The 23,460-nt window shown below is 42.7% G+C and carries 27 protein-coding genes and 1 pseudogene; 13 read left to right on the forward strand and 15 right to left on the reverse strand.

Annotation, left to right across the window (positions count from 1 at the left end):
• Window positions 1-32: 32 nt before the first annotated feature.
• From QA442_RS19420 to QA442_RS19430, 3 genes are all read right to left on the reverse strand, one after another.
• Complete coding sequence (locus tag QA442_RS19420; RefSeq protein ID WP_095432038.1) at window positions 33-1,220, reverse strand: macrolide family glycosyltransferase; 1,188 nt, start codon at window positions 1,218-1,220, stop codon at window positions 33-35.
• 161 nt (window positions 1,221-1,381) lie between these two features.
• Window positions 1,382-2,644 (reverse strand): glycoside hydrolase family 18 protein, encoded by a 1,263-nt coding sequence (locus QA442_RS19425; RefSeq protein ID WP_095432039.1) that lies wholly within the window; start codon window positions 2,642-2,644, stop codon window positions 1,382-1,384.
• 125 nt (window positions 2,645-2,769) lie between these two features.
• Window positions 2,770-3,444, reverse strand: coding sequence for a GntR family transcriptional regulator (locus QA442_RS19430; protein ID WP_003234129.1), 675 nt, complete (start codon window positions 3,442-3,444; stop codon window positions 2,770-2,772).
• Window positions 3,445-3,691: 247 nt separating this feature from the next.
• Here QA442_RS19430 and QA442_RS19435 point away from each other — a divergent pair, with 247 nt between their 5' ends.
• Window positions 3,692-4,429: a sulfite exporter TauE/SafE family protein gene (locus QA442_RS19435; RefSeq protein WP_069840397.1), complete on the forward strand. Its 738-nt coding sequence runs from the start codon at window positions 3,692-3,694 to the stop codon at window positions 4,427-4,429.
• A gap of 35 nt (window positions 4,430-4,464) precedes the next feature.
• On the opposite strand, the gene QA442_RS19440 is transcribed toward QA442_RS19435, so the two are convergent.
• Entirely contained in the window at window positions 4,465-5,673 is a 1,209-nt protein-coding gene (locus QA442_RS19440; protein WP_069149050.1) for an MFS transporter, read from the reverse strand.
• 311 nt (window positions 5,674-5,984) lie between these two features.
• Here QA442_RS19440 and QA442_RS19445 point away from each other — a divergent pair.
• Together QA442_RS19445 and QA442_RS19450 are read left to right on the forward strand one after the other, a co-directional pair.
• Window positions 5,985-6,478 (forward strand): annotated as a pseudogene (locus QA442_RS19445) (MarR family transcriptional regulator).
• A 15-nt stretch (window positions 6,479-6,493) separates the two neighbouring features.
• Entirely contained in the window at window positions 6,494-7,123 is a 630-nt protein-coding gene (locus tag QA442_RS19450; RefSeq protein ID WP_014662981.1) for a nitroreductase family protein, read from the forward strand.
• Window positions 7,124-7,283: 160 nt separating this feature from the next.
• On the opposite strand, the gene QA442_RS19455 is transcribed toward QA442_RS19450, so the two are convergent.
• A complete protein-coding gene (locus tag QA442_RS19455; RefSeq protein WP_095432040.1) occupies window positions 7,284-9,941 on the reverse strand; it encodes an MMPL family transporter in 2,658 nt (885 codons plus the stop codon).
• Window positions 9,938-10,396, reverse strand: a complete 459-nt coding sequence (locus QA442_RS19460) for a MarR family transcriptional regulator (protein ID WP_040084379.1) — start codon at window positions 10,394-10,396, stop codon at window positions 9,938-9,940. The genes QA442_RS19455 and QA442_RS19460 overlap by 4 nt, the downstream gene beginning before the upstream one ends.
• A gap of 163 nt (window positions 10,397-10,559) precedes the next feature.
• Between QA442_RS19460 and dinB the strand changes: the two genes are divergently transcribed.
• From dinB to vmlR, 3 genes are all read left to right on the forward strand, one after another.
• Window positions 10,560-11,078, forward strand: a complete 519-nt coding sequence (gene dinB, locus QA442_RS19465; protein WP_095432041.1) for a damage-inducible protein DinB — start codon at window positions 10,560-10,562, stop codon at window positions 11,076-11,078.
• 171 nt (window positions 11,079-11,249) lie between these two features.
• Entirely contained in the window at window positions 11,250-12,626 is a 1,377-nt protein-coding gene (locus tag QA442_RS19470; RefSeq protein WP_014475969.1) for an amino acid permease, read from the forward strand.
• A 321-nt stretch (window positions 12,627-12,947) separates the two neighbouring features.
• Window positions 12,948-14,591, forward strand: a complete 1,644-nt coding sequence (gene vmlR / locus QA442_RS19475; protein WP_095432042.1) for an ABC-F type ribosomal protection protein VmlR — start codon at window positions 12,948-12,950, stop codon at window positions 14,589-14,591.
• A 136-nt stretch (window positions 14,592-14,727) separates the two neighbouring features.
• On the opposite strand, the gene QA442_RS19480 is transcribed toward vmlR, so the two are convergent.
• The 3 genes from QA442_RS19480 to QA442_RS19490 all read right to left on the reverse strand — a co-directional run bounded on the left by QA442_RS19480 (window position 14,728) and on the right by QA442_RS19490 (window position 16,275).
• Complete coding sequence (locus QA442_RS19480; RefSeq protein WP_071582120.1) at window positions 14,728-15,201, reverse strand: GNAT family N-acetyltransferase; 474 nt, start codon at window positions 15,199-15,201, stop codon at window positions 14,728-14,730.
• A 141-nt stretch (window positions 15,202-15,342) separates the two neighbouring features.
• Window positions 15,343-15,678, reverse strand: a complete 336-nt coding sequence (locus QA442_RS19485; protein WP_071582119.1) for a DoxX family protein — start codon at window positions 15,676-15,678, stop codon at window positions 15,343-15,345.
• 6 nt (window positions 15,679-15,684) lie between these two features.
• On the reverse strand, window positions 15,685-16,275 hold the full coding sequence (locus tag QA442_RS19490) for a TetR/AcrR family transcriptional regulator (protein ID WP_095432043.1): 591 nt from the start codon (window positions 16,273-16,275) through the stop codon (window positions 15,685-15,687).
• A gap of 351 nt (window positions 16,276-16,626) precedes the next feature.
• Here QA442_RS19490 and QA442_RS19495 point away from each other — a divergent pair, with 351 nt between their 5' ends.
• From QA442_RS19495 to cotP, 3 genes are read left to right on the forward strand one after another with little or no spacing between them, the layout of a single operon-like run.
• A complete protein-coding gene (locus QA442_RS19495) occupies window positions 16,627-16,899 on the forward strand; it encodes a spore germination protein (RefSeq protein WP_021481644.1) in 273 nt (90 codons plus the stop codon).
• 13 nt (window positions 16,900-16,912) lie between these two features.
• Entirely contained in the window at window positions 16,913-17,155 is a 243-nt protein-coding gene (locus QA442_RS19500) for a spore germination protein (RefSeq protein ID WP_014475957.1), read from the forward strand.
• A gap of 12 nt (window positions 17,156-17,167) precedes the next feature.
• Complete coding sequence (cotP, locus tag QA442_RS19505) at window positions 17,168-17,599, forward strand: spore coat protein CotP (RefSeq protein ID WP_071582117.1); 432 nt, start codon at window positions 17,168-17,170, stop codon at window positions 17,597-17,599.
• Between the two features lie 14 nt (window positions 17,600-17,613).
• Here cotP and QA442_RS19510 read toward each other — a convergent pair whose 3' ends face one another.
• The gene (locus tag QA442_RS19510) at window positions 17,614-18,321 is read right to left on the reverse strand and encodes a DUF421 domain-containing protein (protein ID WP_095432044.1); all 708 of its coding nucleotides are present in this window, start codon (window positions 18,319-18,321) and stop codon (window positions 17,614-17,616) included.
• A 207-nt stretch (window positions 18,322-18,528) separates the two neighbouring features.
• Here QA442_RS19510 and QA442_RS19515 point away from each other — a divergent pair, with 207 nt between their 5' ends.
• From QA442_RS19515 to QA442_RS19530, 4 genes are all read left to right on the forward strand, one after another.
• Window positions 18,529-19,110 (forward strand): DUF421 domain-containing protein, encoded by a 582-nt coding sequence (locus QA442_RS19515; protein ID WP_176465949.1) that lies wholly within the window; start codon window positions 18,529-18,531, stop codon window positions 19,108-19,110.
• Window positions 19,111-19,233: 123 nt separating this feature from the next.
• Window positions 19,234-19,464: a spore germination protein gene (locus QA442_RS19520; RefSeq protein WP_014662969.1), complete on the forward strand. Its 231-nt coding sequence runs from the start codon at window positions 19,234-19,236 to the stop codon at window positions 19,462-19,464.
• Between the two features lie 33 nt (window positions 19,465-19,497).
• Complete coding sequence (locus QA442_RS19525; RefSeq protein ID WP_176465950.1) at window positions 19,498-19,791, forward strand: hypothetical protein; 294 nt, start codon at window positions 19,498-19,500, stop codon at window positions 19,789-19,791.
• A 231-nt stretch (window positions 19,792-20,022) separates the two neighbouring features.
• Entirely contained in the window at window positions 20,023-20,259 is a 237-nt protein-coding gene (locus tag QA442_RS19530; RefSeq protein ID WP_014662967.1) for a spore germination protein, read from the forward strand.
• A gap of 37 nt (window positions 20,260-20,296) precedes the next feature.
• Here QA442_RS19530 and QA442_RS19535 read toward each other — a convergent pair whose 3' ends face one another.
• From QA442_RS19535 to QA442_RS19555, 5 genes are all read right to left on the reverse strand, one after another.
• Window positions 20,297-20,470 carry a hypothetical protein gene (locus tag QA442_RS19535; protein WP_279473376.1) on the reverse strand — a complete coding sequence of 58 codons (174 nt, stop codon included), beginning with the start codon at window positions 20,468-20,470 and terminating at the stop codon, window positions 20,297-20,299.
• Window positions 20,457-20,795 (reverse strand): thioredoxin family protein, encoded by a 339-nt coding sequence (locus QA442_RS19540; RefSeq protein ID WP_095432045.1) that lies wholly within the window; start codon window positions 20,793-20,795, stop codon window positions 20,457-20,459. The genes QA442_RS19535 and QA442_RS19540 overlap by 14 nt, the downstream gene beginning before the upstream one ends.
• Before the next feature lie 180 nt (window positions 20,796-20,975).
• Window positions 20,976-21,365, reverse strand: coding sequence for a DoxX family protein (locus QA442_RS19545; RefSeq protein WP_014662965.1), 390 nt, complete (start codon window positions 21,363-21,365; stop codon window positions 20,976-20,978).
• A gap of 106 nt (window positions 21,366-21,471) precedes the next feature.
• A complete protein-coding gene (locus QA442_RS19550; protein WP_095432046.1) occupies window positions 21,472-22,410 on the reverse strand; it encodes a ring-cleaving dioxygenase in 939 nt (312 codons plus the stop codon).
• Window positions 22,411-22,425: 15 nt separating this feature from the next.
• On the reverse strand, window positions 22,426-23,046 hold the full coding sequence (locus QA442_RS19555; protein ID WP_095432047.1) for a nitroreductase family protein: 621 nt from the start codon (window positions 23,044-23,046) through the stop codon (window positions 22,426-22,428).
• Window positions 23,047-23,460 lie beyond the last annotated feature (414 nt).

A 23,460-nucleotide genomic window follows, 5' to 3' on the forward strand; every position in this document is an offset into this window, starting at 1 on the left:
ACTCCCGTACAAGGGTACGGGAGTTCTTTTTCTTATCTGTTTTTTTGGCGAATCAATTCCTCAATCCGCTCCATCACTTCTTCCATCTCCATGCACTCTTTGAAGCTTTGATTGATTTTTTTAATGCCCGCCGTATACTGATCGTTGTGTAAAACCTCATCTACAGCCTGTTTTAATAGTTGGACATTGACTTCATCTTTAGAGATGACATAGCCTGCTTGCAGTTCAGAGAGACGCTGCGCCACCATCGGCTGGTCCTTGTCATGAGGCATGACAACCAGTGGCACGCTGAAATGAATCCCTTCGTTTACGCTGTTCATTCCGCCGTGTGTAATGAAAACATCCGATTGCTCCAGCACTTCCAGCTGAGGGACATACGGAGCAATGATAAAGTTTTCTGGGGCCTGCTTTAATTTGGTCAAGTCTGCTTTTTCTCCAGCAGCGATGACGACTTTTCCGTTAAAGGCGGAAAATGCATCGATACAAAGGTTGAAGAATTCCTCTGTATGATCCAGTACAGTCCCCATTGAAATATAAATGACTTTTTCATCTTTTAGCTGTTCAATCGGGAAATCTGTTTTTTCCGCTCTCTTTGGAAAGCTCGGGCCGATAAACAGACACTCGTCCCCGAAACGATCACTTTCCGGCTGAAAATAACGGCTTGTATACACTACGTTCAATTCCCCTTTATTGTTCATGAATTGAACCAGGTTTTTCGGGGCAACACCGTACGTTTCTTTCATTTTTTCCAAAAGGTCTTCGCACTCTTGATCCAATTCAAGCGGCGCTCCAGACTCCGGATGCAGCGGCAGGATTTTCAGATGCTCCTCTCCAAACAGGAAAGACGCCGATGAAGAGACTCCTGGAATATCTAAGTAATCCCTCACCAATTCCCCCGCGCCGAATTTATCATAATAAATAAAATCAAATTGAATGCTTTTAGATAAGTCTTTAACAATCTGTAAAATGTCCAATGACGTTTTAATATGGATTTTGACGAATTCAAGAATGCCATTGGGCGAACCGACATGAATAGGTGTTGTTCTCAGCAGATCCCTGTGAAGATGGACAGTTGCTCCCGCTGCTTCTAAACGTTTTTTATATTTTTCAGTGGAGATATAATGGACATCATATCCCTTATCGGAAAACGCTTTTGTAATGCCTAAGGTAGGATTCACATGGCCTTCCGCAGGAAAATTCAAAATCAATACTGTCTTCATGTAGACAACTCCCTCTCAAATCGTATTCTGAATCTTTGTTTGATCAGACTACTACTAATCGTAAGATGGGAACACAACTCATGCAAGGGACAAATGAATGAACTATTCTGCTGCTCTGGACGTAATCAAAAAAAGACACCCCAGCTGTGGTGTCTTTTTTTTTATACTTTTCTGATCGTAAAAAATTTCCGCAGAAGCCATGGGCCCGGTGTAAAGCCCAGCGTTAACTGCCAAGCGCCAATAGCCTGCAGTCTGTATTCGCGGACGATCTGCATCTTCCGGCTCATGCTTCTGACATCCTCAAACCATACCTCATGCGTGCGCCCCTGCTGATCACTGTACCGGAAAAATGGTGATTGATATTCGGTAGAATATTGTATCGGAGCTTGGTACCTCATCGCTCTTTCGATTGCGTTTTGATTTGAAATCGCTGAAGCAACTGTACCCGGCTGGTACGGGATGATCCAGTCGTACCCGTAGAGCGGGACTCCGATAATGATTTTTCTGCTCGGCACCTGTGCAATCGTAAACTCAATGGTTCTCCTTATTTCAGTAATCGGCGCTACAGGGCCCGGCTCACTTCCCGCATGATGCCAATCATAAGCCATGATAAACATATAATCGACAACCGATCCTATCCCCCCGTAATCGTAGCCTCTCAGCCATGGAATATTATCGTTTGTTTTTGCCGGAACAGCTATCGTCAGCACATACCCTCCCGCCTGAAGGCGATCTCTCAGCTGGCGCAAAAAGCCAGTGAAAAGATCGCGGTCCGCGGCGCTCACCTGTTCAAAATCGATTGTGACACCCCCATATCCCCTTGTAGAAACTAAGTTATAAATGTTGTTGACCAGATTGGTTCTTGCTGTCGGATTGTTCAGCACTTGGTGAACAATTTCCGTACTGAAGCCTCCTGATGTAAGGTTCGTTATTGTTGCCAGCGGCGTGACTCGCCTTTGCCAAGTTGTCTCGATAGCAGCCGCATCATTTAATTGGTTTGCAATATCGCCGTTAGGTGCAATACGATATTCAAAAATCGAAATTGAAGACGAGTATGGCGCATAATCATTGATTAGCTCCCGATCAAGGTCAGGATTTCGGAGCACGTAAAAACTTAATGTTCCCGCAATGTAATTTGAGATCGAAGGAATCGTTATTTTTGATCCCGCTTGTAAAGCATTTGGGGTGATGCCCGGATTGGCTGCCCGCAGGCGCTCTAATGGAACAAGCGCTTTTGCCGCAATGGTTGTAAGCGTGTCTCCCGGCTGGACTGTATATACATAAAGAGGGATAAGCAGAGCCTGCCCCGGCACGATATTCGTTTCATCTAAACCATTCACACCCCGTATTTGATCAACAGAAGCACCGTATCTTCTGCCTATCGAAAACAAAGAATCACCAGGCCCGACGATATGGATAAACATGTTTAACCCCCATTATTCGTTAGTCAAACCATCATAAAATCTTATTAACGGGGCCGCTTAAATATGTGGTGAATGCATAAAAAAATACCAAGGGTTCTGCTTCCCCTTGGTACCGGATCATACAATCAATTCTCTTTTCCTTCTTCAAGCACATGCTTCAAATGCTCACAGTCATGATTGAAATGAGCCAGCACATGCTGTTTGGCTGCTTCTTTGTTTTTCTTTTTCACTTCTTCAAATATCCTGCGGTGCTCACGTAGTATCGTTTCTGCACGATGGTCGCCGGTATAATTAAGGATTCTGCAAAAGTGAATCAGATCATTTACATGCTCAAGCAAATTTTTCAAATGCCGGTTATGGCTGAAATCAACAAGCAGCTCATGAAATTTTTGGTTTAAACGAATGATTTCCGTATCTTCCGTGCCGTTGTGAATCGCTTTCTCTGTTTCTTCAAGCTGCTTTTCAAGTATGGTCAGCTCTTCTTCGTCCGCTTCGTCTATGACCAATTCGACTGCCAGCTGCTCGAGCGGAATTCTGATTTTATAAATCTCATCTACATCTTTTGCCGTTAATGACGTGATCGAAAAGCCATTTCGGTCATCCGCTTTTAACAAACCATCTTTCTCAAGCAATCGCATGGCTTCCCTTATCGGCGAGCGGCTGACGCCAAAGCTTTTGGCCAGCTGTGTTTCGTTTATCCGTTCCCCAGGCTTAAAAGTCCCGTTAAAGATCATTTTTTTCAGCTGGTTATAAAATTGCAGGTAGTAGGGAGTCGGCTTATCTAATTTAAAATCGTCCATATATAATACCTCTTTTGAATATATTCAAGGGCTTTTCTTCATCAAAATCATATAACAGATGGTAATGGGAAGCAACAAACTGCCTTGTCAGATCCCAGAATTTGAGGTACGATATGTTTGCTAAACGACGGTCGACGGACTACTGACAACTGAAAAACCGACGTGTTTTTTTCGTCAATAGGACACGATACCTCCGCCAGAATAGCGCACGATTACATTTTTACATCTTTTCAATGGAGGAAAAAATATGCTCATTATTCTTGTTATGTTTCTTCTCGGAATTATTTTAGGCTTTATTGGCGCCGGTGGAGCGGGCTTTGTCATTGCTCTTTTAACGCTGCTTTTTCATATCCCGATCCATACGGCTTTAGGCACTTCTCTCGCCGGCATGGCTTTCACCAGCTTATCAGGGGCATACAGCCACTATCGCGAGGGCAACATCCAAATGAAAATCGGCTTAATAGTCGGAGGCTTTGCTGCGGTTGGCTCATTTTTCGGCGCCAAGCTGACATCTTTTATTCCGGCTGATTTGCTTCATTATTTGACGGCTGGAATGTTATTTTTATCAGCGATTCTTATTTTAATCAGATTATTTATTTTAAAAGAGAAGGCTCAAATGAATCAAAGCACTCTTTCAACGTATACGAGAGCGGTTATCTTAGGAATTGCAGCAGGTGTACTTTCCGGCACATTCGGCATCGGGTCGGCACCTTTTATTCAAATCGGGTTAATGATTATGCTGAATCTGTCCATTCGCCATTCTGTGGGAACGACGATGCTTGTGATCATCCCTCTGGCTGTAGGTGGAGGCATCGGATACATTACAGAAGGTTTTGTTGATTACGTTTTGCTTGTCAAAGTTCTAGTCGGGACAATGTGCGGTGCCTATGTAGGCGCGAAATTCACCAACCTCATGCCAAAGGTGGTTTTGAAATCAGCCATCTTTTTGACTCCGGCGATTGCGGGTCTGCTGTTGTTATTCTAAATAAAACAAAAAACCTGACGTCATGTCAGGTTTTTTTATGAATTCTGCCCTACTCGTTCTTTCGTCAATCCAAAAAACGCCAGTGAGCCGATGACAGCTGTCACAAACATAATCGCTCCCATCGGAACGGCTGTTGTCTCATTAATGCCTACAAGCGGCGACACGATTGAACCGAGGAGCAGCGGAAGCATTCCAAGCAGTGCACTTGCACTTCCGGCGCGGTGCCCCTGCTTTTCCATGGCCAGCGTGAACGTGCTGGTCAGAACCATGCCGATCGTAATCATGTAAATGAAAATGGATATGACTAATGTGGCAAGAGGACCGTGAATGATGGTCATGGTTAATAGCACAGCCGTCGCAATCATAGCCGTAATGACCGCCATGCGAAGCAGGCTTTTTTCGTGAATGATTCCGCCGAAGCGCCCGATGATAAAGCTGCCTGATATAATGGCCAGGCCGTTAATGCCGAAAAGGATACTAAATACCTGCGGAGATACCCCGTAGATATCCTGGTATACAAAAGGCGTACCGGACACATATGCAAAGCTTCCTCCGTGAATAAACCCGACAGTTAACGCGTACCCCATAAAGGACCGATCCTTCAGCAGGCTGCCCATCGTTTTGACGGATGTTCCGATTGAGCTTGGAATCCGTTTTTCCGGCGGAAGCGTTTCTTTTAACCTCAATGCAATCAGAAGAACCAGTAAAAATCCGATGATTGTTAGTACATGAAAAATTGTATGCCACGTTGCGAACGGCAAAAGCAAAATGGCACCGCCTGTCATAGGCGCAACCATCGGCGCCACGGCGGTAATCACCATGAGCAGCGAGAAAAATTTAGAAAGCTCTCTTCCGGTAAACACATCGCGGACGATTGCGCGAGACAGGACAAGCCCTGCGGAAGCAGTGAATCCCTGTAAAAAACGCGCAGCCACTAAAGTTGTAATATTGGGCGACAGTGCACAAAACAGAGAGGATAACGCAAATAAAAAAATACAGATTAATAGCGGTTTTCGCCTTCCCTGCGCATCACTGACCGGCCCGACAATCAGCTGGCCGATCGTAAGTCCGACCAGACAGGCTGTTAAACTTAACTGAACAAGTGAAGCACTCGCTGATAAATCTTCCGCGATTTCAGGAAAACTTGGCAAATACATATCTATATTAAGCGGGCCCAATATAGCAAGCATGCCGAGCAGAAACGCCAGTGCCAAGCGTTCTTTTCCAGTTGGATTGTGCTGCATGTTATCAAACCTTCCCTTCAACCAAATCCCTTATATAATGGATGTCAGCTCCAATAATGGATTGAAGCTGTGAAACATTTGTATATTGTATCATAACTTTCAACCTATGAAAGCCGCTTGAGTACTGGCTCGGCAAAGCGATATTCCAAACACCTCAAAAGGGAATGGGCCGGGGAATCATCGTGATCAGCGCCATTTGAAGAAACGGCCAGCTTTTTTTGCTAAGCTCTAGCCTAGCGAGTTTTATATACTGGAAATTTTTAAAAAAAACGCAAATGACTTGCAAGATGAAATCAATCGTTGTATATTAATTGATGTGTCAATCATTGATATATCAATTAATAATTTTGACAGGAAGAAGGGATGGGTTTTGGCGTCATTTTGTTCAGAGGAAGCCGAGATTTTATATCAGCTGCAAGGCGTGAACAAGGTGATTGGCGTGAAGTTCGAGGCATGCACGGGCATCAGCCAATCTCGTTTGGAATTGCTGACATTGCTTTATCATGCAGATGAGATCAGTCAAAGCGACCTTCAAAAGAAAGTAAATATCGATAGCGCAGCCGTTACCAGACATCTGAAACAGCTGGAAGCCAAAGGCATGGTGTCAAGACGGCGCAAGCCTGAGGACAATCGCATCACCCTTGTTCGGCTTACAGATCAGGGAAGAGAGCGAATCGAGTCTTCTAAGAAAGAAAAGGAGCGTTTCATGAAGGAAATGCTCGCAAATGTAAGCGCAGAAGAGCGCCGCCTGCTCATTGATGTGCTGGGGCGCATGCGGAACAACATAAACAATATTGAAGCATAAGAGGAGTGTATCAACATGATCAAAACAAACGATTTTATGGAAATTATGAAAGGCCGCCGTTCGATTCGCAACTATGATCCGACAGTGAAAATCAGCAAAGAAGAGATGACTGAAATCTTAGAGGAAGCAACAACTGCGCCATCTTCTGTTAACGCGCAGCCATGGCGTTTTCTTGTCATTGACAGCCCGGAAGGAAAAGAAAAGCTCGCACCGCTCGCAAGCTTTAACCAAACACAAGTCACAACATCATCTGCTGTCATCGCTGTATTTGCAGACATGAACAATGATGACTACTTAGAAGAAATCTATTCTAAAGCCGTTGAACTCGGTTATATGCCGCAGGAGGTCAAAGACAGACAAATCGCCGCGCTGACCGCTCATTTTGAAAAGCTTCCGGCACAGGTGAACCGCGAAACGATCCTGATTGACGGAGGCCTCGTTTCCATGCAGCTGATGCTGACTGCACGCGCACACGGCTACGATACAAACCCGATCGGCGGATACGATAAAGAAAACATCGCGGAAACCTTCGGATTGGATAAAGAACGTTATGTACCGGTCATGCTGCTTTCTATCGGAAAAGCAGCAGACGAAGGCTATGCTTCCTACCGCCTGCCGATTGATACAATTGCAGAATGGAAATAAAACAAAGAGCCCAGGAATGTTTTCCGGGCTCTTTAATTTTAAGTATAGCCGCCGTTCGATCGTCTGACCTTTTGGTTAACATGTCTGAAGTTAACCCTTGATTTGATTTTGTCGTTTATTTATGAAAAAAGAGTGATGACCACTCATCACTCTTCTTCTATTATTCTTTTATTTTCTTCCTGCCGAACGGCCACCAGTTTCCTTCTCCGAAGGTCGCAATGATTGCCGGAATAAAGAGCGGAAGAATGACAAGGCCATATAGCAAGAGCCCGATAATGATAACACTTGCCACCTGCATCAGCGTATTGACGCCTGAAGGCATCATCGCCGCGAACGTACCAGCCAGTATAATGGCAGCTGTAATAATGACAGATCCCATTTTGCTCATTGACCTGACAACGCCTTGCTGAATGCCAAGGTGCACCTCTTCCTTAAATCGGTCCAGCAAGAAGATCGAATAATCTACCCCTAACGCGATTAAGATAACAAAGCTGAAAAATGGTACTGCCCAGCTGACGCCGGCGTTTCCTAAGCCGTTTACAAAAATCAATTCTGTGATAGATATGGACGTATAGTACGTCAGCAGCAGTGACGCGATCATATAAATCGGCATGATCATGGAGCGGAACAAAATGGTTAACACGATAAACAGGCCTATAATCATAATCACCATCGTTCTGGAGAAGTCCGTTGTGGACAGCTCTTTTAAGTCCGCATTCATACTCGTGACTCCGCCGTACACGATCTGGGCATCCTCCAGAGGAGTGCCGTCAACTTCGTTTGCGACAGCTTTTTTGATTTGGTTTATTGTCGTAATGGCTTGTTCTGAGTACGGATTTGAATCCAGAACGACGCTTAATTGAACACCTTTGCCGTCTGCAAAGGAATATTGGTCAATTGACTTCTTAAAGTCTTTGTCCTTCATTACTTGACCAGGAATGAATATGCCTGTATCTCTTACAGTTGGACTTTTGCTCATGTCCTCTAACATATCACTGGAAGCTGTAATGCCGTCAGAGACTTTCGTCAGGCCTTCATTTGCGCTCTTCACGCCTTCTGACAGCTTCTTCAGGCTTTCTGTCAATGTTCCGGCTTGTGCCTGCTGGCCTGAGAGCTGCTGGTTCGCTTGTTCAAGGCCGGTTTGAATCTGGCCAAGCTGTCCGCTGATTGCTGTAAGCTGCTGCACGGTCTGTGCGGTATTTCCAGTTTGGGAAATCTGTTTGCTCACGAGCTGCAGCTGCTGATTGATTTTGCCCAAACCATCTGCGGCATCGCCCAGTGAACCGCCAGAGCCGCTATTTGAGGCCGAGCCGGTTTGCCCTGCCATTTGATTCAGGCCGTTTTCTATATCTGTTAATCCGTTTTGGACATCGGCAATCCCTTTTACCGTCTTATCCAGCCCGTCTGAAACCGATCCTAGCTGGTTATCAATATATAAATCTTTGATTTTTTCACCAGTCGGCTGCGTGATTGTCATGACAGAGTCAACATGATCAACTTTCTCGATCGCTTTGCTGATATTTCCGAGATAAGGGATTGTATCAGCTGTTGTGAGATCTTTGTCTCCTTTTACGACAACGTTGATCGGGAACGCTTTTCCTTCCCCGAATCCGTCCTTGATGGCCTCGAGAGCTTTGATTGATTGATAATCACTGCTGATTTCCGCAGTTGAATCGAATGATATCTGGTCATCATAGGTCAAGATGAACGGAAGCGTAATCACCACCGTGATGGCAATGAACAGAAACGGACGCGCAACGGAGTGTCTGCCAAGAAACGCCCATAATTTGTTGTCACTGTGCGACAGCACTTTCTTTGATGGCCAGAATAATTTTTCACCCAGTGTCACCATAAATAATGGCAGCAGTGTATAGAGAATGATCATTAAGATTCCCACACCGACCGCTACTCCTACGGCGGATTGGAAAATCGCAAACTTCGCAAATCCTAACGCGGAAAATCCGATTAATACCGCGAATCCGCTGATGAATAAGGTTTTTCCCCCTGTGCGGTAAGCGATAAGCGCCGCTTCTTTTTTGTCATGCCCGTTTGCCAATTCTTCCCGGAATCGTGTAAGAAGCAGAATGCAGTAATCTGTTCCAATGCCGAACAGAATCGCGACTAAGAAGGTTTGCGTAAACGTCGAGATAGGAAAATCAACATAGTATACAAGGATGCCAAGTATGGATTGACTGATCAGATAAGAAAAACCCACTGCTACAATCGGTATAAAAGGCGTCACAACAGATCGGAACACGATCAGCAGTAAACCGATGATCAGGCAGACTGTGATCACTTCCGTTTTCTTAAGCCCTTCCTCTGAGCTGTGAGCGAAATCCTGATTAATAAGGGAAGCTCCCGTAATATATGCCGTCAAATCATCGGGAACGATTTGATAAATCTCGTCCGCGATTTTTTCCGCCTTTTTATCAGAACCTGTAATCGTGACAGGAATGAGAACGGTTTTCTTGTCTTTCGACATCAACTGGTCTTTGACTTCTTTTTCCGCTGACAGAGGAGATGTTACCTCTTCTACACCGTCGATCTTTTTGATTTTATCGATCATTGTCCGGAGCTGATTCTCTGTTTCTTTCTTTAAAGCGTGGTCTAATGTAAAGACAACACTGATCGAATGATTGTCTTCTCCCGCTTGTTTTAAAATGGCATTTGCCCTTTCTGAAACAGCATCAGCGGGAAGCTGGGCCTGCCCCTTTTGATTGGCCAGCTCCGTTAAGTTCGGAGAAAATAAACTCAATACGACGGTAAGCGCTAATATAATGGCTGCAATTGCCCACTTGAATTTGATGATGGCTCTCATTCGGCAGAATCTCCTCCTTTAAATTTGCTTTTTAAAATGGTGAATATCTCTATGATGGAATTTACGTGTTCCTCATCTATATCATCGATCAGCTCTTTGAGCGCGTTAAAGATGGCGGAATCTAATTCTTCGAGAATTTTTTCACCGCTGGTTGTGATGTTAATAAGCTTAGAGCGCTTATCACTTTTTGCCGGACAGTCATCCCATTCAACCCATCCTTTATCGAGCAGCTTTTTCAGCCTGTTAGAGATCGCGCTCTTATGTACATTTTGATACATGGCCAGACTGCCGGGAGAGGTTGGGCCCTTGACCTTTAAAATTTTTAACAGGTCTGCCTGTTCTCTGGAGATATGCTTGAAGACATCCTGATTGATTTCACGATGCACAAACTCTGTCCCTTCAAGCAGGACTTCCACAAACAGGTTTATCGCCTGACATAGCTTTTGTTCATTCAACATCTTCCCCTCCTCATTGTAGTTTACCCTGCTAAACTTTATGATTAATGTTATTTAGTTTATTCCTCTAAACTATATCTGTCAACATATTTTATTTATGAACACACCAAGAACACTCGTTCGTGTATAATAGGAGTTATAACCGCGAAAGGGGAAAATTGACATGTCAGATTTTGCACTGAAATTGTATCAATATAACATCTGGGCCAATCAACAAATCTTCAACCGATTAAAAGAGCTTCCAAAAGAGGTATACCATCAAGACATTCAAAGTGTGTTTCCGTCGATATCCCATGTATTGTCTCATGTTTACCTTTCTGATCTCGGCTGGATTGAAGTGTTTTCCGGCAAAACGATGAGCGATGCTTTGGCGTTAGCTGAACAGCTAAAAGAACAGACAGCGGCAAAAGAAATGGAGGAAATGGAAGACCTGTTTCTGAAGTTATCCGAGCGCTACACACTATTTTTACAGCAAAAAGAACAGCTCAATCAGCCCCTCCAGATTCAAAATCCCTCAGGCGGAATCATGAAAACAACTGTTTCCGAACTGATTCCCCACGTTGTTAATCACGGAACGTACCACCGCGGCAATATCACGGCAATGCTGCGGCAGGCAGGATACGCATCCGCACCGACAGATTATGGGCTCTATCTGTATATGCAAAAAACTGAACAGGCATAGGAAAGCGGCTCCTACATGGAGCTGCTTTCTTTCGCTAAATAGTCCAAATCACATTAAAATTTCCTTTCATATACCCTTTATAGTAAAAAAGATAGAAATTTTAGTGTTATAATAATCATTAAAAATAGATTGCTGACTCAATAATCAATTTTTAATGGAGGAACACATAAAGTGACAGACGACATGACGAAAGACAATATAAATCAGCAAACATTGCAGAGAGGCTTGAAAAACAGGCATATCCAGCTTATCGCCATCGGCGGAGCTATTGGGACAGGTTTATTTCTCGGCTCAGGCAAATCGATTCATTTTGCCGGACCGTCGATTTTATTTGCTTATATGATCACAGGAATCATTTGCTTTTTAATTATGAGATCGCTGGGTGAACTGCTGTTATCAAATTTGAACTACCACTCTTTTGTGGATTTTGTACAAGACTACCTAGGCGATATGGCAGCCTTTATCACCGGCTGGACCTATTGGTTCTGCTGGATTTCCATTGCGATGGCTGATCTGACAGCCGTCGGGCTTTACACTCAATATTGGCTCCCTGGTGTGCCGCAATGGGTGCCCGGCTTAATCGCTCTGATTATTTTACTGATTATGAACCTGGCAACCGTCAAGCTTTTTGGAGAATTAGAATTTTGGTTTGCTTTAATTAAAGTCATCGCCATTTTGGCCCTGATCGTCATTGGCCTTGTGATGATTTTCAAAGGCTTTTCCACAAGCTCAGGAGTGTCCAGCTTCACAAATCTCTGGAGTCATGGAGGCCTGTTCCCAAATGGCATGCACGGGTTTATCCTCTCGTTCCAGATGGTTGTGTTTGCCTTTGTCGGCATTGAGCTGGTCGGACTTACAGCCGGTGAAACAGAAAACCCTGAAAAAGTAATTCCTAAAGCGATCAACAATATCCCTGTCCGGGTGCTGCTTTTCTATATTGGTGCTCTTCTTGTGATTATGAGCATCTATCCTTGGGATGTCATCAATCCCAGCGAAAGCCCATTCGTACAAGTATTTGTTGCGGTTGGCATCGTCGGGGCTGCAAGTATTATCAACTTTGTTGTGTTGACATCCGCTGCTTCAGCATGCAACAGCGCTGTATTCAGTACAAGCCGTATGGTCTATTCCCTGGCGAAAGATCACAATGCGCCGGAGTCAATGGCGAAACTGACTCAGCGTAAAGTGCCTAGAAATGCTTTATTCTTTTCAGCTATCGTGATTTTAATCGGTGTTACGTTAAACTACATCATGCCAGAAGGCGTATTCACCCTGATCACAAGTATTTCAACCGTATGCTTTATCTATATTTGGGGAATTACGGTCATCTGCCATATGAAATACCGTAAAACAAGACCTGAATTAGCGAAAACAAACAAGTTTAAGCTTCCGCTTTATCCGTTTACAAATTACCTGATTCTTGCGTTCCTGGCGTTTGTTCTGGTTGTGCTGGCACTGGCACAGGATACTCGTGTTTCCTTATTTGTCACACCGGTTTGGTTTATTTTGCTGATTGTGATTTATAAAGTGAGAAAAGCGAAGCATCAATAAGACTCGAAACTCCTGCCTCAGAAATGAGAGCAGGAGTTTTTTTGATGAAAATGACCTTTGCTTTTGAATTTGAAGGTATGCTATAGTGTTTGTAATCAAAACAAGAAGGGATGATGGGTGGACAATGATTAACTAATCTTATTTTTACCGTTTGAAATCAATATTTCAAATCAGAAAAAATAGGATTAGTCTGCCCATTTTCTATATAAACGACACCGCTATTTATAAAGAGTAGCTTATTTGATCATGCACAGGCACGGCTAATCCTTCCAACACATTTGGGAGGATTTTTTTATTCTCCCTTTAAAGCGAGGGATATGGATGAAAGAGATGATAACATTAACAAACGTGAGCTACGAAGTGAAGGATCTGTCTGTTTTTAAAAACGTAAATGCCAGTGTTCAGCAAGGAGATATCATTGGGATTATCGGCAAAAACGGCGCTGGAAAATCTACGCTGCTGCACCTTATTCACAACGACTTGGCCCCTGCACAAGGACAAATCCTTCGGGCGGATATAAAAATGGCTTTGGTCGAACAGGAAACTGCGGCGTATTCCTTTGCCAATCAGACACCTGCCGAAAAGAAGTTACTGGAGAAATGGCATGTGCCCCTTCGTGAATTTCATCAGTTAAGCGGCGGTGAAAAACTGAAAGCGCGGCTGGCGAAAGGACTCTCAGAGGATGCAGATCTGCTGCTGTTAGATGAACCGACAAACCACCTTGATGAAAAAAGCTTGCAATTTCTCATCCAACAGCTGAAACATTATAACGGCACTGTGATTCTCGTTTCTCACGATCGATATTTTTTAGACGAAGCCGCCACAAAAATATGGTCTCTTGAGGATCAGACGCTGGTTGAATTCAAAGGGAATTACTCCGGGTATATGAAGTTCCGGGAGAAGAGAAGACTCACCCAGCAGCGCGAATATGAAAAGCAGCAAAAAATGGTTGAACGAATTGAAGGACAAATGAATGAGCTCTCTTCTTGGTCGGAAAAAGCCCACGCCCAATCGACGAAAAAGGAGGGGTTTAAAGAATATCACCGGGTAAAAGCGAAGCGTACGGATGCCCAAATAAAATCCAAGCGGAAGCGGCTTGAAAAAGAGCTGGAAAAAGCAAAGGCGGAACCCGTTACCCCAGAATATAAAGTCAGCTTTTCAATCGATACAACCCACAAAACAGGAAAACGTTTTTTGGAAGTTCAGAATGTAACGAAGGCTTTTGGAGAAAGGACTCTCTTTAAAAACGCTAACTTTACGATTCAGCATGGCGAAAAGGTTGCCATCTTAGGCCCCAACGGCAGCGGAAAAACGACATTACTGAACATCATTCTGGGACAGGAAACAGCAGAAGGAAGTGTATGGGCGTCGCCGTCCGCAAACATCGGCTATTTAACGCAGGAGGTGTTTGATTTGCCTTTAGAACAAACACCGGAAGAGTTATTTGAGAATGAAACATTCAAAGCAAGGGGGCACGTTCAAAATCTGATGAGGCACTTAGGCTTTACAGCCGCCCAATGGACTGAACCGATCAAGCATATGAGTATGGGGGAGCGTGTAAAGGTCAAGCTGATGGCATATATTCTGGAGGAAAAAGATGTGCTGATTTTAGATGAGCCGACAAACCACCTCGACCTGCCGTCACGTGAACAGCTGGAAGAAACACTGTCCCAATACAGCGGCACATTGCTGGCGGTTTCACATGACCGCTACTTTCTCGAAAAAACAACAAACAGTAAACTCGTTATCTCAAACAACGGCATCGAAAAGCAGTTAAACGACACTCCTTCAGAAAGAAATGAGCGGGAGGAGCTTCGGTTAAAGCTTGAGACAGAAAGACAAGAAGTGCTGGGAAAGCTCAGTTTTATGACGCCAAATGATAAAGGGTATAAGGAGCTTGATCAAGCTTTCCATGAGCTTACGAAACAAATCAAAGCGCTGGATCATCAAGACAAAAAAGGCTGAGAGGCAAAGTTCAAGCGGCATTGAAAAGGACAACAGCTGTTGTCCTTTTTCTTTTTATTTTCAAAAAGATGACTTATAGTACCCCCTATCATCGCTTCCAGATAGGCATGCTGTGTTTGAGTAACGTAGCGGCTTTTCAGCTTAGCTGTTTCCGCATACGTATATTGGTCATGGCATAGCCCATCTTCTGATAAAGATAGACGGCTGTCTCGTTGTGCGCAAACACATGAAGGGCCAGCCTTTCCGCACCAAGCTCTCTTGCTCTTTCATCAAGCGTTTGAAGCGCCAATTGAGCCAGTCCTTTTCCGCGAAAGGCTTCATACAATCCAAAGGAATAGATAAACGCTTCCTTTTGCGGATGAAACGGATCAGCATACAGCCAGAGCCAGCCCATGCTTTCCCCTTGTACATTTGTGATGTTCCAAAAATAATGATTGCTGCTGTCGAGCCCGTTCGGAATCATGTTCTCATATGCCTGCTCCGATTTCTCAAGCGCCTCTTTTTCCGTCCAAGTTCCCGACGTTATGTTTTGTTTCGCATAATTTTGCACGGACATCCCGCGAAAGGCTTCGAATTCTTTCAAAGTCATGGCTTCTAAAGTTAATGTCATTCTGTACTCCTCCTTTATAAAAAAAGCCCAGCTGATGCCGGACGAATAACGCAGAAATGGAGCTCTATTTCAATTACCCGGTTAATACCTGGGACTTTCTATTATTCAATAAGAGAAGGAGATCTCCTGCATATAGGTTTGTTACACCATGATTATCATGATAGACACAATCAAACAGATCATCGCAGGTATCGTCATAAGGACCGATTGCCGCGCTCGAAAAATATGCGCATGAATTGCTCCCGCCATGAGAACGACAAACAGCACACCTGCTCCTAACGCTGCATACCGATTCCAAATTCCCGCTGTCATAGCAAGTGCCCCGGCTACTTCAAGAATGCCAGTAACAGTCAGAAACCATAATGGATATTGATAATGCCGCCAATGCTCAACTTGAAAGGGAACGCGGCTTACCTTTATGATGCCCCCCACAAGCATAAAAACTGCCAAACTGACTTTCAAAATAATAGATATCATCTTACGTCACTCCCTTTCTTTCGGAAGCATCCCGTATATTAAAAGATTCACAACCTCTGCTGCGAGACTTGCCGGATCTTTGATTCCGGTTAACAAAAATGAATCGGTTAAATGTTCAATCATGCCGATCAAACATTCAGCGACCGTTTCCATGTCCAGCTCGGAGTGAAAATAGCCAAGCCGCTGTTCTGCTTCTAGGTTTTCATTCAAAACCATCGCCAAGTCTTTTTTCATTTGTTTCGCTTCCGGGTTGAGAAAAAAGCCGATCTTGGTTACATCCTTGTCTTCAGCTAGACATTGAAAAACAGATTCCACAGCAGACAGCACTCGTTTTGACACATCCTCCGTGTTTAATCCGTTTTCCAGAAGAAGTGACTCTGTCAGCTTTCTTACTCGGGAGTGAAAATAGGTGATTAACTCCTCAAAGATGGCTTCTTTGCTTTGAAAGTACAGATAAAATGAGGGCTGTGTGAACCCAGCTTTTTTTACAATCTCACTTATCTTCGTGTCATGGAATCCCCGAATCGAAAATTCATTAGCGGCAGCTTTGAGTAATCGTTTTCGGCTTTCTTCTCCTTTACGTCCTTTACTTTTCAACTAGGACCACCCCTAAAATAATACTCACAAGTAATGTTATTCACGAGTATTATTTCATGGCATTAGCTTCCTTGTCAATGATTTCAAACTGATCCTGTTGCCAGCTTCCTATATTAAAGGTCTTATGTATTTCGAGTAACTGGATCAATTCATTGATTCCTATATCAATGGCTTTTCATTCACTGATAAGTATTTGCTGAATAGATTACATTCAGGCCGTGCCAAACTTTATTCTTTTTTTCTAACGAGCATCACTCCGGGACCAGATAGAGTTTTGCCCGCAAATGCAAGGAACAATTGGGTGCAGCGGCGCATAATGTACTGTACAGAATGATGGAAGGGTGTGATGGGATGCCGTCTACAATAATCAACCTATATTATTTGAAGATCAACAGTATTTCGGGCAATGGTTCAATTACAATAGGTGAAGCCGCGCATAACAGCCATACCGCAAATAATAAATCTCAAGGGATCAACTCCTCTTTCGGTGATACATCACCTGCAGAATCAATCATGGAAAACTTCTTAAATGATCCTGATGTCAACGATCAGACAGAACTCGGAAACTCTGATACTACCAATATGAATGCTCCTCCGCTTCCAGTACCGCCAATTTTAGATTAAAAGGAGTTTCGCTATGCCATACCAAATTAACATCGCAAATATTAAGGTGAACGGCGTCACACAAAACGGAAATATTGATGTCGGCCCAACCGTACACAACAGCCATACAGCGAACAGCAAATACTTTGGGGCAAACTTTTCTCTAGGGGATTTTTCGCCTTCTTCTTCTCTTTTAAATACTGGGAACCTCGATACTGATATCAGTGATCAAGACCAAATTGGAAACCCTTCTGCACCGATTTCAAACCAAATTTAAGGAGGATCCTAGATGGATCTCGAAAAAATGAAAAAGTGGCTTGAGATTACAAATGAATATAAGCAAAATGACTTTTGGACAAATGTGCTCAAGTATAAAGCCCCGGAACAATTTTTTAATACCAACACCTATACGCTCGTTTACGACTTTTATCAAGATGAAGAAGATAATTTTATCATTGTGGAAATGCCCGGTGTGTATGAGGAAGAATTAACGATCCGCTTACTATCTAAAACCCAGCTGCTGATCAAAGGAACGATCACGCCTGTTTTTCCAGCCGAAATGGAAGTGCTGCGTGAACGGTATTACGGAGAAATTGAGCGAATCATTCAGCTTCCCGAAGCCACTGAATCTCATTTATTACAAATTCAGCTGTTAAACGGGCTTCTGCACATTTCGTACCCAAGACAAATTGAAACCATTGCGTTCAATAAGGGGCTTTAAGATTGATTGTTCCTTCATTCCTTATCCATAGGGACTGATATATGGTCTTTATACTGATCCACATAAATATCCCCATTACCCAGCAGCACTGCGTACACGTTCTCTTTCACCTTTATGTCTCTTTTTCGCAATTCTTCCAAAAGCCAGGATTCCGTCAAACGATTCTGCTTTATATTATTCTCAATGATTTCTCCGTCCATAATAAGCTCTATCGGAAGCCTGTGTTCTTGGTTTACCGCAATCATTAAATCCTGTTTGGTTACATGCCGGAATTGCGGTTTTCTTAACACAGTCAGCTGACCATTCGTTTCAAGGATTGCAAAAAGTACTTCTTCGATATTAAATATTTCTTTTTCACGTAATTGCTGATTTAAATAATCAAGTGTGTAACGCATTTTCCTCATATTCGATTCAAGTATCTTCCCGTTTTGAATCAGCACTGTTGGATCTCCGGCAAAAAATTTCCTCAGCTTCCTGTTCTTTATCAACAGGAACGAAATCAGAAAAATGGTTAGCACAAAAATACTAAACGAAATGGCCATATTGTGCGGTTTTATTGAAGTATTGTAAGCTAATCCGGCAGCAATCGCCCCTAGTGTGATTACCGCAATAAAATCAAAAATCGTCATTTGAGAGATTGTCTGTTTGCCTAAAATTCGTTCTGCGATTAACAGCAAGCCAAAGCTAGCAACCGTTCTAATGACAACTTCAAGTTCAATCATCTTATGGCGCTCTCCGCTTCCCAGATTGTTTCGGCCAAAAAACTCCTGCTGCTATCATTGTTTGGCTTAATATATCCATCTATACCAAAAATATTGTTCGGTTTAGGACAGAATGAAAAACTGCCTTTCGGATATATTAAATTGCGATTGGCCGGAAGGAAAGCCAATCCCAAGACAAATCTAATTCCTCATTGGTCAGGTGGTAGCATGGATTTCACTTGGGAATCTCTTGTTCTCATTGTAGCCGGAGTCATTTTGCTGAGAATTTCAGGAATGAAATCAATCGCACAAATGACTTTAACTCAAACGGTTGTCATGATTTCAATCGGAACTATTATCGTGCAGCCAATCATCAAGTACAGCCTCTTCAAAACATTAATTGCAGCGGCAATTTTCACAAGCACACTCATCGTTATGGAATGGATCCAAATGAAATCGAACATCATAGAAAAGATGTTGACCGGAAAGGCAAAAGTTGTTATTGAAAACGGACAGCTTCATATCGAAAACTTAAAGAAGATGAGACTTACAGTTGATCAGCTTGAAATGCAGCTACGGCTTCACGGCGTTACGGCTATACAAGATGTTAAAATAGCGACATTAGAGGCCAACGGGCAATTAGGAATAGAATTGACTGATGACGCCAAGCCTTTAACAGTCAGGGATCTGAAAAAACTCATTCACCCGGATTTCATAAATAAGGACGGACAAGCCCAGTCTGGCAATCAGAATATTTTTGATGAAGTTGGTAAAAAAAATAAAAAAAACGTCCCTAAAAAGCTGCATTAACAAAAGGCGCTTGTGGCATTTTGCAGGTTTTTGTCTCTTACTGAAAGTTTTTGCCGTTTTGTTTAAGCAACTGCTGCTCACACACCATATTGTATAAACAGTCATAACGGAGAGGAGAGATGAATGATGAAATGCCCAGTTTATATTCATTCGATATCCGGGAACAGCGTTTTTAATAACGGATTTGCAGTTTCCATCAGCCCGTTCTCTGTGTCTAAAACAACAGAAGGTTCCGGTGGGAGTAATACAGGTTTGGTTTTTGAATCCAATACTTTAAGCCAAACAAGCTCCGCCAATCAAGCCCAAAATGTAACATATGCGATCCAAGAGCTGCTTTCCAAGCTTTTAGCGTAAAAATTAAGAAATAAACACTTCATGAGGTGCCATATGGCTTTTCCAATTATTCATACAAACTTTTGGGATGCTGTGATAGCCATTCCAATCATCATAGTGATAACCCAAATCCTCAAAATATTATTGAAAATCCCCAAAACTTTTGTGCCATCGGTTACTTTAATAATAGGTCTTGTCATTTCTGTTTTCATAAGCCATCGACACAGCCTCTTTTCCGGCGTGTTTATGGGCTGGTTTTATGGCTACGCCGCTATAGGCTCCTACTCATCATTAAAAACGACCATCTTATCCTTCAGGCAAACGAAAAACGATACATCAAATTCATAGATGACATATAACGATCTGCCGCCTCTTTATCAGGCGGCTTTAAATCTGCTGATAGGTTTGAATGCTGTTACGTTCATCTTCAAAAGAGATGCTCATTGACTCGCTTAAAGAGGCACTATTATTTTTACCATTATGTTGATGCAATGAAATAAAAACGAAATATCATAGAAGTAAATAGACTGCCAGCGTCCTCTATGACATCTACTTCTGAATGAAAGGAGCTTTTGAAGCATGCGATCTCAAATCAACATCTCAAATCTCACGATAAATGGGATGACACAAAACGCCAATACAGATATCGGACAAAACTTGCAAAACAGCCATACTGCGAACAGCAAAAACTACGGTGTCAATTTCACATTAGGAGATTACTCTCCTTCTAATTCCATTATTATTTCAGCAAGTTGTGATAATGATACAAGTGATCAAGGGCAGAATGATAACCCTTCTTCACCTAGTGAAGAATAACATGATGCTCAAAAAAAGAACTCATATGAGTTCTTTTTTAATCGTTTGTCTCGTTTGATATGATGCTTCTTTTCTGAAAAGCCCAATGATGTTCCACAGGATGAGTGCTGCGGATATGATAAAGTGAGGAATATTCATATGCAGATGGGTTCATGACGACCAATAAAGAAGCGAAAAGATCTAAATGGATAAACCATTTATTCGCCTTCATATAATCGATAAACCCTATCCAGCTTTTGTTCAAGCTGTTCAAAATGAACAAAGCGGGCTTCTCTCAAATACTCAGTCCCATCTATGAACAAAAGAAGCACGGGAACAGTAAAGACTGAAAATTTGCCGGCAACCTCTGCTACATCGTCAGCATTGACATGCCTCAATTTGATGTTTGGAAACTGATCCAATACTATTCTAAGCTGCGGCAGAACTGCGTGACATACTGTACAGCCAGGCCTTGATATATAGATAAAACTGAATTGGTGCTGTTTGATAAAATGATCTATAGAATCTAATGAATGTAATGCTGTCATTTCTTTCATCCATTTACTCCTTCAAATAGGTCTGCCTTTATGGCCAAGCTAAAATATACCATTCACTATACAGATTTATATTTAGTATTTCCGCTTTTTTGCTTTGCAGATTACCTGCAAACTTGCCGAAAATGTAAATACAAAAGAACAGTTACTGCATGACAGTAACTGTTCTGATTTACTTTCGTATTAAAAATGCAAAGCGTAAGCTCCTGAACCGATGAGTGCAACCCCTATGGAGACGGCAATGAGCACCACGTTATATTCAAAACCGCCGGCGCCATTCGCAAAGCCTTTCGCTCCATGAACTTTTACGATCGCACCTAACATAATGATTGTGATGATAGCAGCTCCAAGCGGGAGGAACACACCTAAAATAAATAGAATTCCGCTTACTAACTCCCCAAGGCCTGACAGAGCGGCCGCAGCGTTACCTGGTTTTACCCCAATAGATTCGAACCATTGTCCGGTCCCTTTAATTCCGTATCCCCCAAACCAGCCGAATAATTTTTGTGTGCCATAAAACAGAAACACCACACCAATCATAATCCGAATAAGCAACAGTCCTGCATCTTCCATTTTTATCTCTCCTCATCTTTGATTTCATCTGATTCTTTGCTGACGGTACCATCCATCCAGCAATCATCAATTGAATATATGTTTCTTTATTTTTTTATGTGTCAAATCAATCTAATTCTCTTACTTCAAACGGCAGCAGCCCTTGTTCAATTTGTGCCCGATGCGGTTCATATTGCACAGGCAGCATCAATTTTCCGCCCATTGTTTCGTGTGATTCATCATGGGCAAAGCCCGGTGGATCAGTTGCGATTTCAAACAGGATTTCCCCATGTTCCCTGAAGTAAATGGCATTAAAATAATGTCTATCCCGAACAGGAGTTACACCGTATCCGTGAGAAGCAATATGTCTTTGCCAATCTAATTGATCTTGGTCATCACTAGCCCGCCAAGCAATGTGGTGCACCGTGCCGGCTCCCATTTGACCGCGGCCAATAGGCGTTAACTTAAGGTCAATCACATTTCCGATATCACCGGCAGAACGATAACGAATGAAGTCTCCTTCCCTGCCGACTCGTTCCAGCCCCATAATGTTTTCCAATAGCTCCGCGGTTTTGTCAGGCTGCGCTGATAATAAAGTTGCGCCCCCAAAACCTTTAATGGCAAGATCAGGCGTTACATCTCCGAAGGTCCACGTGTTAGCCGCTCCTTCTTCTCTTTCCACGATTTCTAAGTGCAGGCCATGAGGATCATCAAACTCAATATATTGTTCTCCAAAGCGCTCGATTTTGGTGTATGGAATGCTGAACTTTTCTAGTCTCTTTTCCCAAAATGCCATAGCCCCCTTAGGCACGACATATGACGTTACGCCAACTTGGCCGTCTCCAATGACGCCTTGGCGGGCTCCAGCCCACGGAAAGAAAGTGATGATGGTTCCCGGCTCCCCGCCCTCATTTCCAAAATAAAGATGATACGTACCTGGATCATCAAAATTGACAGTTTGCTTGACCAAACGAAGCCCAAGCACTCCTGCATAGAAATCTGTGTTCTCTTGAGGATGGCCGACAATCGCTGTAATATGATGAATTCCCATTGTTTTTTTAGCCATTTTTATCTGCTCCTTTTACATATACTCAACAAACTCATTCACAGGCTTACGGTAGCCGCGCGGCCTTCTGCTCTCTGTTTTTTCTTTCCCAATTGTAATCATCATGACAACCTCAAACTGATCATCTATGTTCAAAATCTGTTTTACGGCTTCCGCATCAAAGCCGATCATCGGGCAGGTGTCCCAGCCTTTTTCTTTAGCACTCAGCATAAACATCATCGCAGAAAGTGAAGCATTCCTTATCGCCTCATCTCTCTTAAATTGTTCTCCCCTGTTTTCATAAAACGAAACGGTGTCTTGAACCATATGGTCATACTCTTGCTTATTTAATACCCCTAACACCTTTAATCCTTCATAGATGTCATCCGCTTGCTGATATGCCTGTTTATCCCCTAATACCAAAAGAACCGCAGATGAGCTAAACACTTTATATTGTCCGTTTGCGGCCTGTTTCAGCTTTTCTTTTACATCCGGGTCTAGAACCGTCACATATTTTGTATGCTGCAAATTAAAAGCCGATGGTGCCAATGCAACCAATTCAAACATCTCATTGAGGTCTTCTTTTGTGATTGGATGACCTGAAAGAAAATTGCTTGCAGATCTTCTTTCATTGACTAACTGTGTAAATTCAGCCATTACGATACACTCCTTTTTATCTTGAATTCGAGATATTATTCTATAAAAAATCTCATTGAATTTTTAAAAAAGAACTGACTGCGATTGGACCTTGATCGTTGATCTTATTAACTTAATATCTTGAATTAAAATATCTTGAATATGAGATAATAGTAAAATACAGATCATCTAATGTCAATAGTTTTTTTATAACAGATGGAATTTTTCCGCTGAAGGCAGCATTATTATCGCCACTCCTTGTTACATGAGAACTCATTTGTTTGCAGTGTAAGCTTTTAGCACAGCTCCAACTTTTTTTCTGTTACCTTATTTATTAGTAACCAGGAAACAACGTTGCTATAGACCCACTCGAAATTGAATTGGTATGATAAGCAAAGTGATTACACAGAAAAGGATACGGAGAGCGTCTAAAGA

Origin of the sequence: Bacillus stercoris, from assembly GCF_029772985.1 — a bacterium.
Taxonomy (GTDB): domain Bacteria; phylum Bacillota; class Bacilli; order Bacillales; family Bacillaceae; genus Bacillus; species Bacillus stercoris.

Excerpts from the sequence above, each read along its gene's own strand:
- QA442_RS19420 (WP_095432038.1), bottom strand. The coding sequence starts at position 1,220 with ATGAAGACAGTATTGATTTTGAATTTTCCTGCGGAAGGCCATGTGAAT.
- QA442_RS19425 (WP_095432039.1), bottom strand. The coding sequence starts at position 2,644 with ATGTTTATCCATATCGTCGGGCCTGGTGATTCTTTGTTTTCGATAGGC.
- QA442_RS19430 (WP_003234129.1), bottom strand. The coding sequence starts at position 3,444 with ATGGACGATTTTAAATTAGATAAGCCGACTCCCTACTACCTGCAATTT.
- QA442_RS19435 (WP_069840397.1), top strand. The coding sequence starts at position 3,692 with ATGCTCATTATTCTTGTTATGTTTCTTCTCGGAATTATTTTAGGCTTT.
- QA442_RS19440 (WP_069149050.1), bottom strand. The coding sequence starts at position 5,673 with ATGCAGCACAATCCAACTGGAAAAGAACGCTTGGCACTGGCGTTTCTG.
- QA442_RS19450 (WP_014662981.1), top strand. The coding sequence starts at position 6,494 with ATGATCAAAACAAACGATTTTATGGAAATTATGAAAGGCCGCCGTTCG.
- QA442_RS19455 (WP_095432040.1), bottom strand. The coding sequence starts at position 9,941 with ATGAGAGCCATCATCAAATTCAAGTGGGCAATTGCAGCCATTATATTA.
- dinB (WP_095432041.1), top strand. The coding sequence starts at position 10,560 with ATGTCAGATTTTGCACTGAAATTGTATCAATATAACATCTGGGCCAAT.
- vmlR (WP_095432042.1), top strand. The coding sequence starts at position 12,948 with ATGAAAGAGATGATAACATTAACAAACGTGAGCTACGAAGTGAAGGAT.
- QA442_RS19480 (WP_071582120.1), bottom strand. The coding sequence starts at position 15,201 with ATGACATTAACTTTAGAAGCCATGACTTTGAAAGAATTCGAAGCCTTT.
- QA442_RS19485 (WP_071582119.1), bottom strand. The coding sequence starts at position 15,678 with ATGATATCTATTATTTTGAAAGTCAGTTTGGCAGTTTTTATGCTTGTG.
- QA442_RS19495 (WP_021481644.1), top strand. The coding sequence starts at position 16,627 with ATGCCGTCTACAATAATCAACCTATATTATTTGAAGATCAACAGTATT.
- QA442_RS19500 (WP_014475957.1), top strand. The coding sequence starts at position 16,913 with ATGCCATACCAAATTAACATCGCAAATATTAAGGTGAACGGCGTCACA.
- cotP (WP_071582117.1), top strand. The coding sequence starts at position 17,168 with ATGGATCTCGAAAAAATGAAAAAGTGGCTTGAGATTACAAATGAATAT.
- QA442_RS19510 (WP_095432044.1), bottom strand. The coding sequence starts at position 18,321 with ATGATTGAACTTGAAGTTGTCATTAGAACGGTTGCTAGCTTTGGCTTG.
- QA442_RS19515 (WP_176465949.1), top strand. The coding sequence starts at position 18,529 with ATGGATTTCACTTGGGAATCTCTTGTTCTCATTGTAGCCGGAGTCATT.
- QA442_RS19520 (WP_014662969.1), top strand. The coding sequence starts at position 19,234 with ATGATGAAATGCCCAGTTTATATTCATTCGATATCCGGGAACAGCGTT.
- QA442_RS19525 (WP_176465950.1), top strand. The coding sequence starts at position 19,498 with ATGGCTTTTCCAATTATTCATACAAACTTTTGGGATGCTGTGATAGCC.
- QA442_RS19530 (WP_014662967.1), top strand. The coding sequence starts at position 20,023 with ATGCGATCTCAAATCAACATCTCAAATCTCACGATAAATGGGATGACA.
- QA442_RS19535 (WP_279473376.1), bottom strand. The coding sequence starts at position 20,470 with ATGAAGGCGAATAAATGGTTTATCCATTTAGATCTTTTCGCTTCTTTA.
- QA442_RS19540 (WP_095432045.1), bottom strand. The coding sequence starts at position 20,795 with ATGAAAGAAATGACAGCATTACATTCATTAGATTCTATAGATCATTTT.
- QA442_RS19545 (WP_014662965.1), bottom strand. The coding sequence starts at position 21,365 with ATGGAAGATGCAGGACTGTTGCTTATTCGGATTATGATTGGTGTGGTG.
- QA442_RS19550 (WP_095432046.1), bottom strand. The coding sequence starts at position 22,410 with ATGGCTAAAAAAACAATGGGAATTCATCATATTACAGCGATTGTCGGC.
- QA442_RS19555 (WP_095432047.1), bottom strand. The coding sequence starts at position 23,046 with ATGGCTGAATTTACACAGTTAGTCAATGAAAGAAGATCTGCAAGCAAT.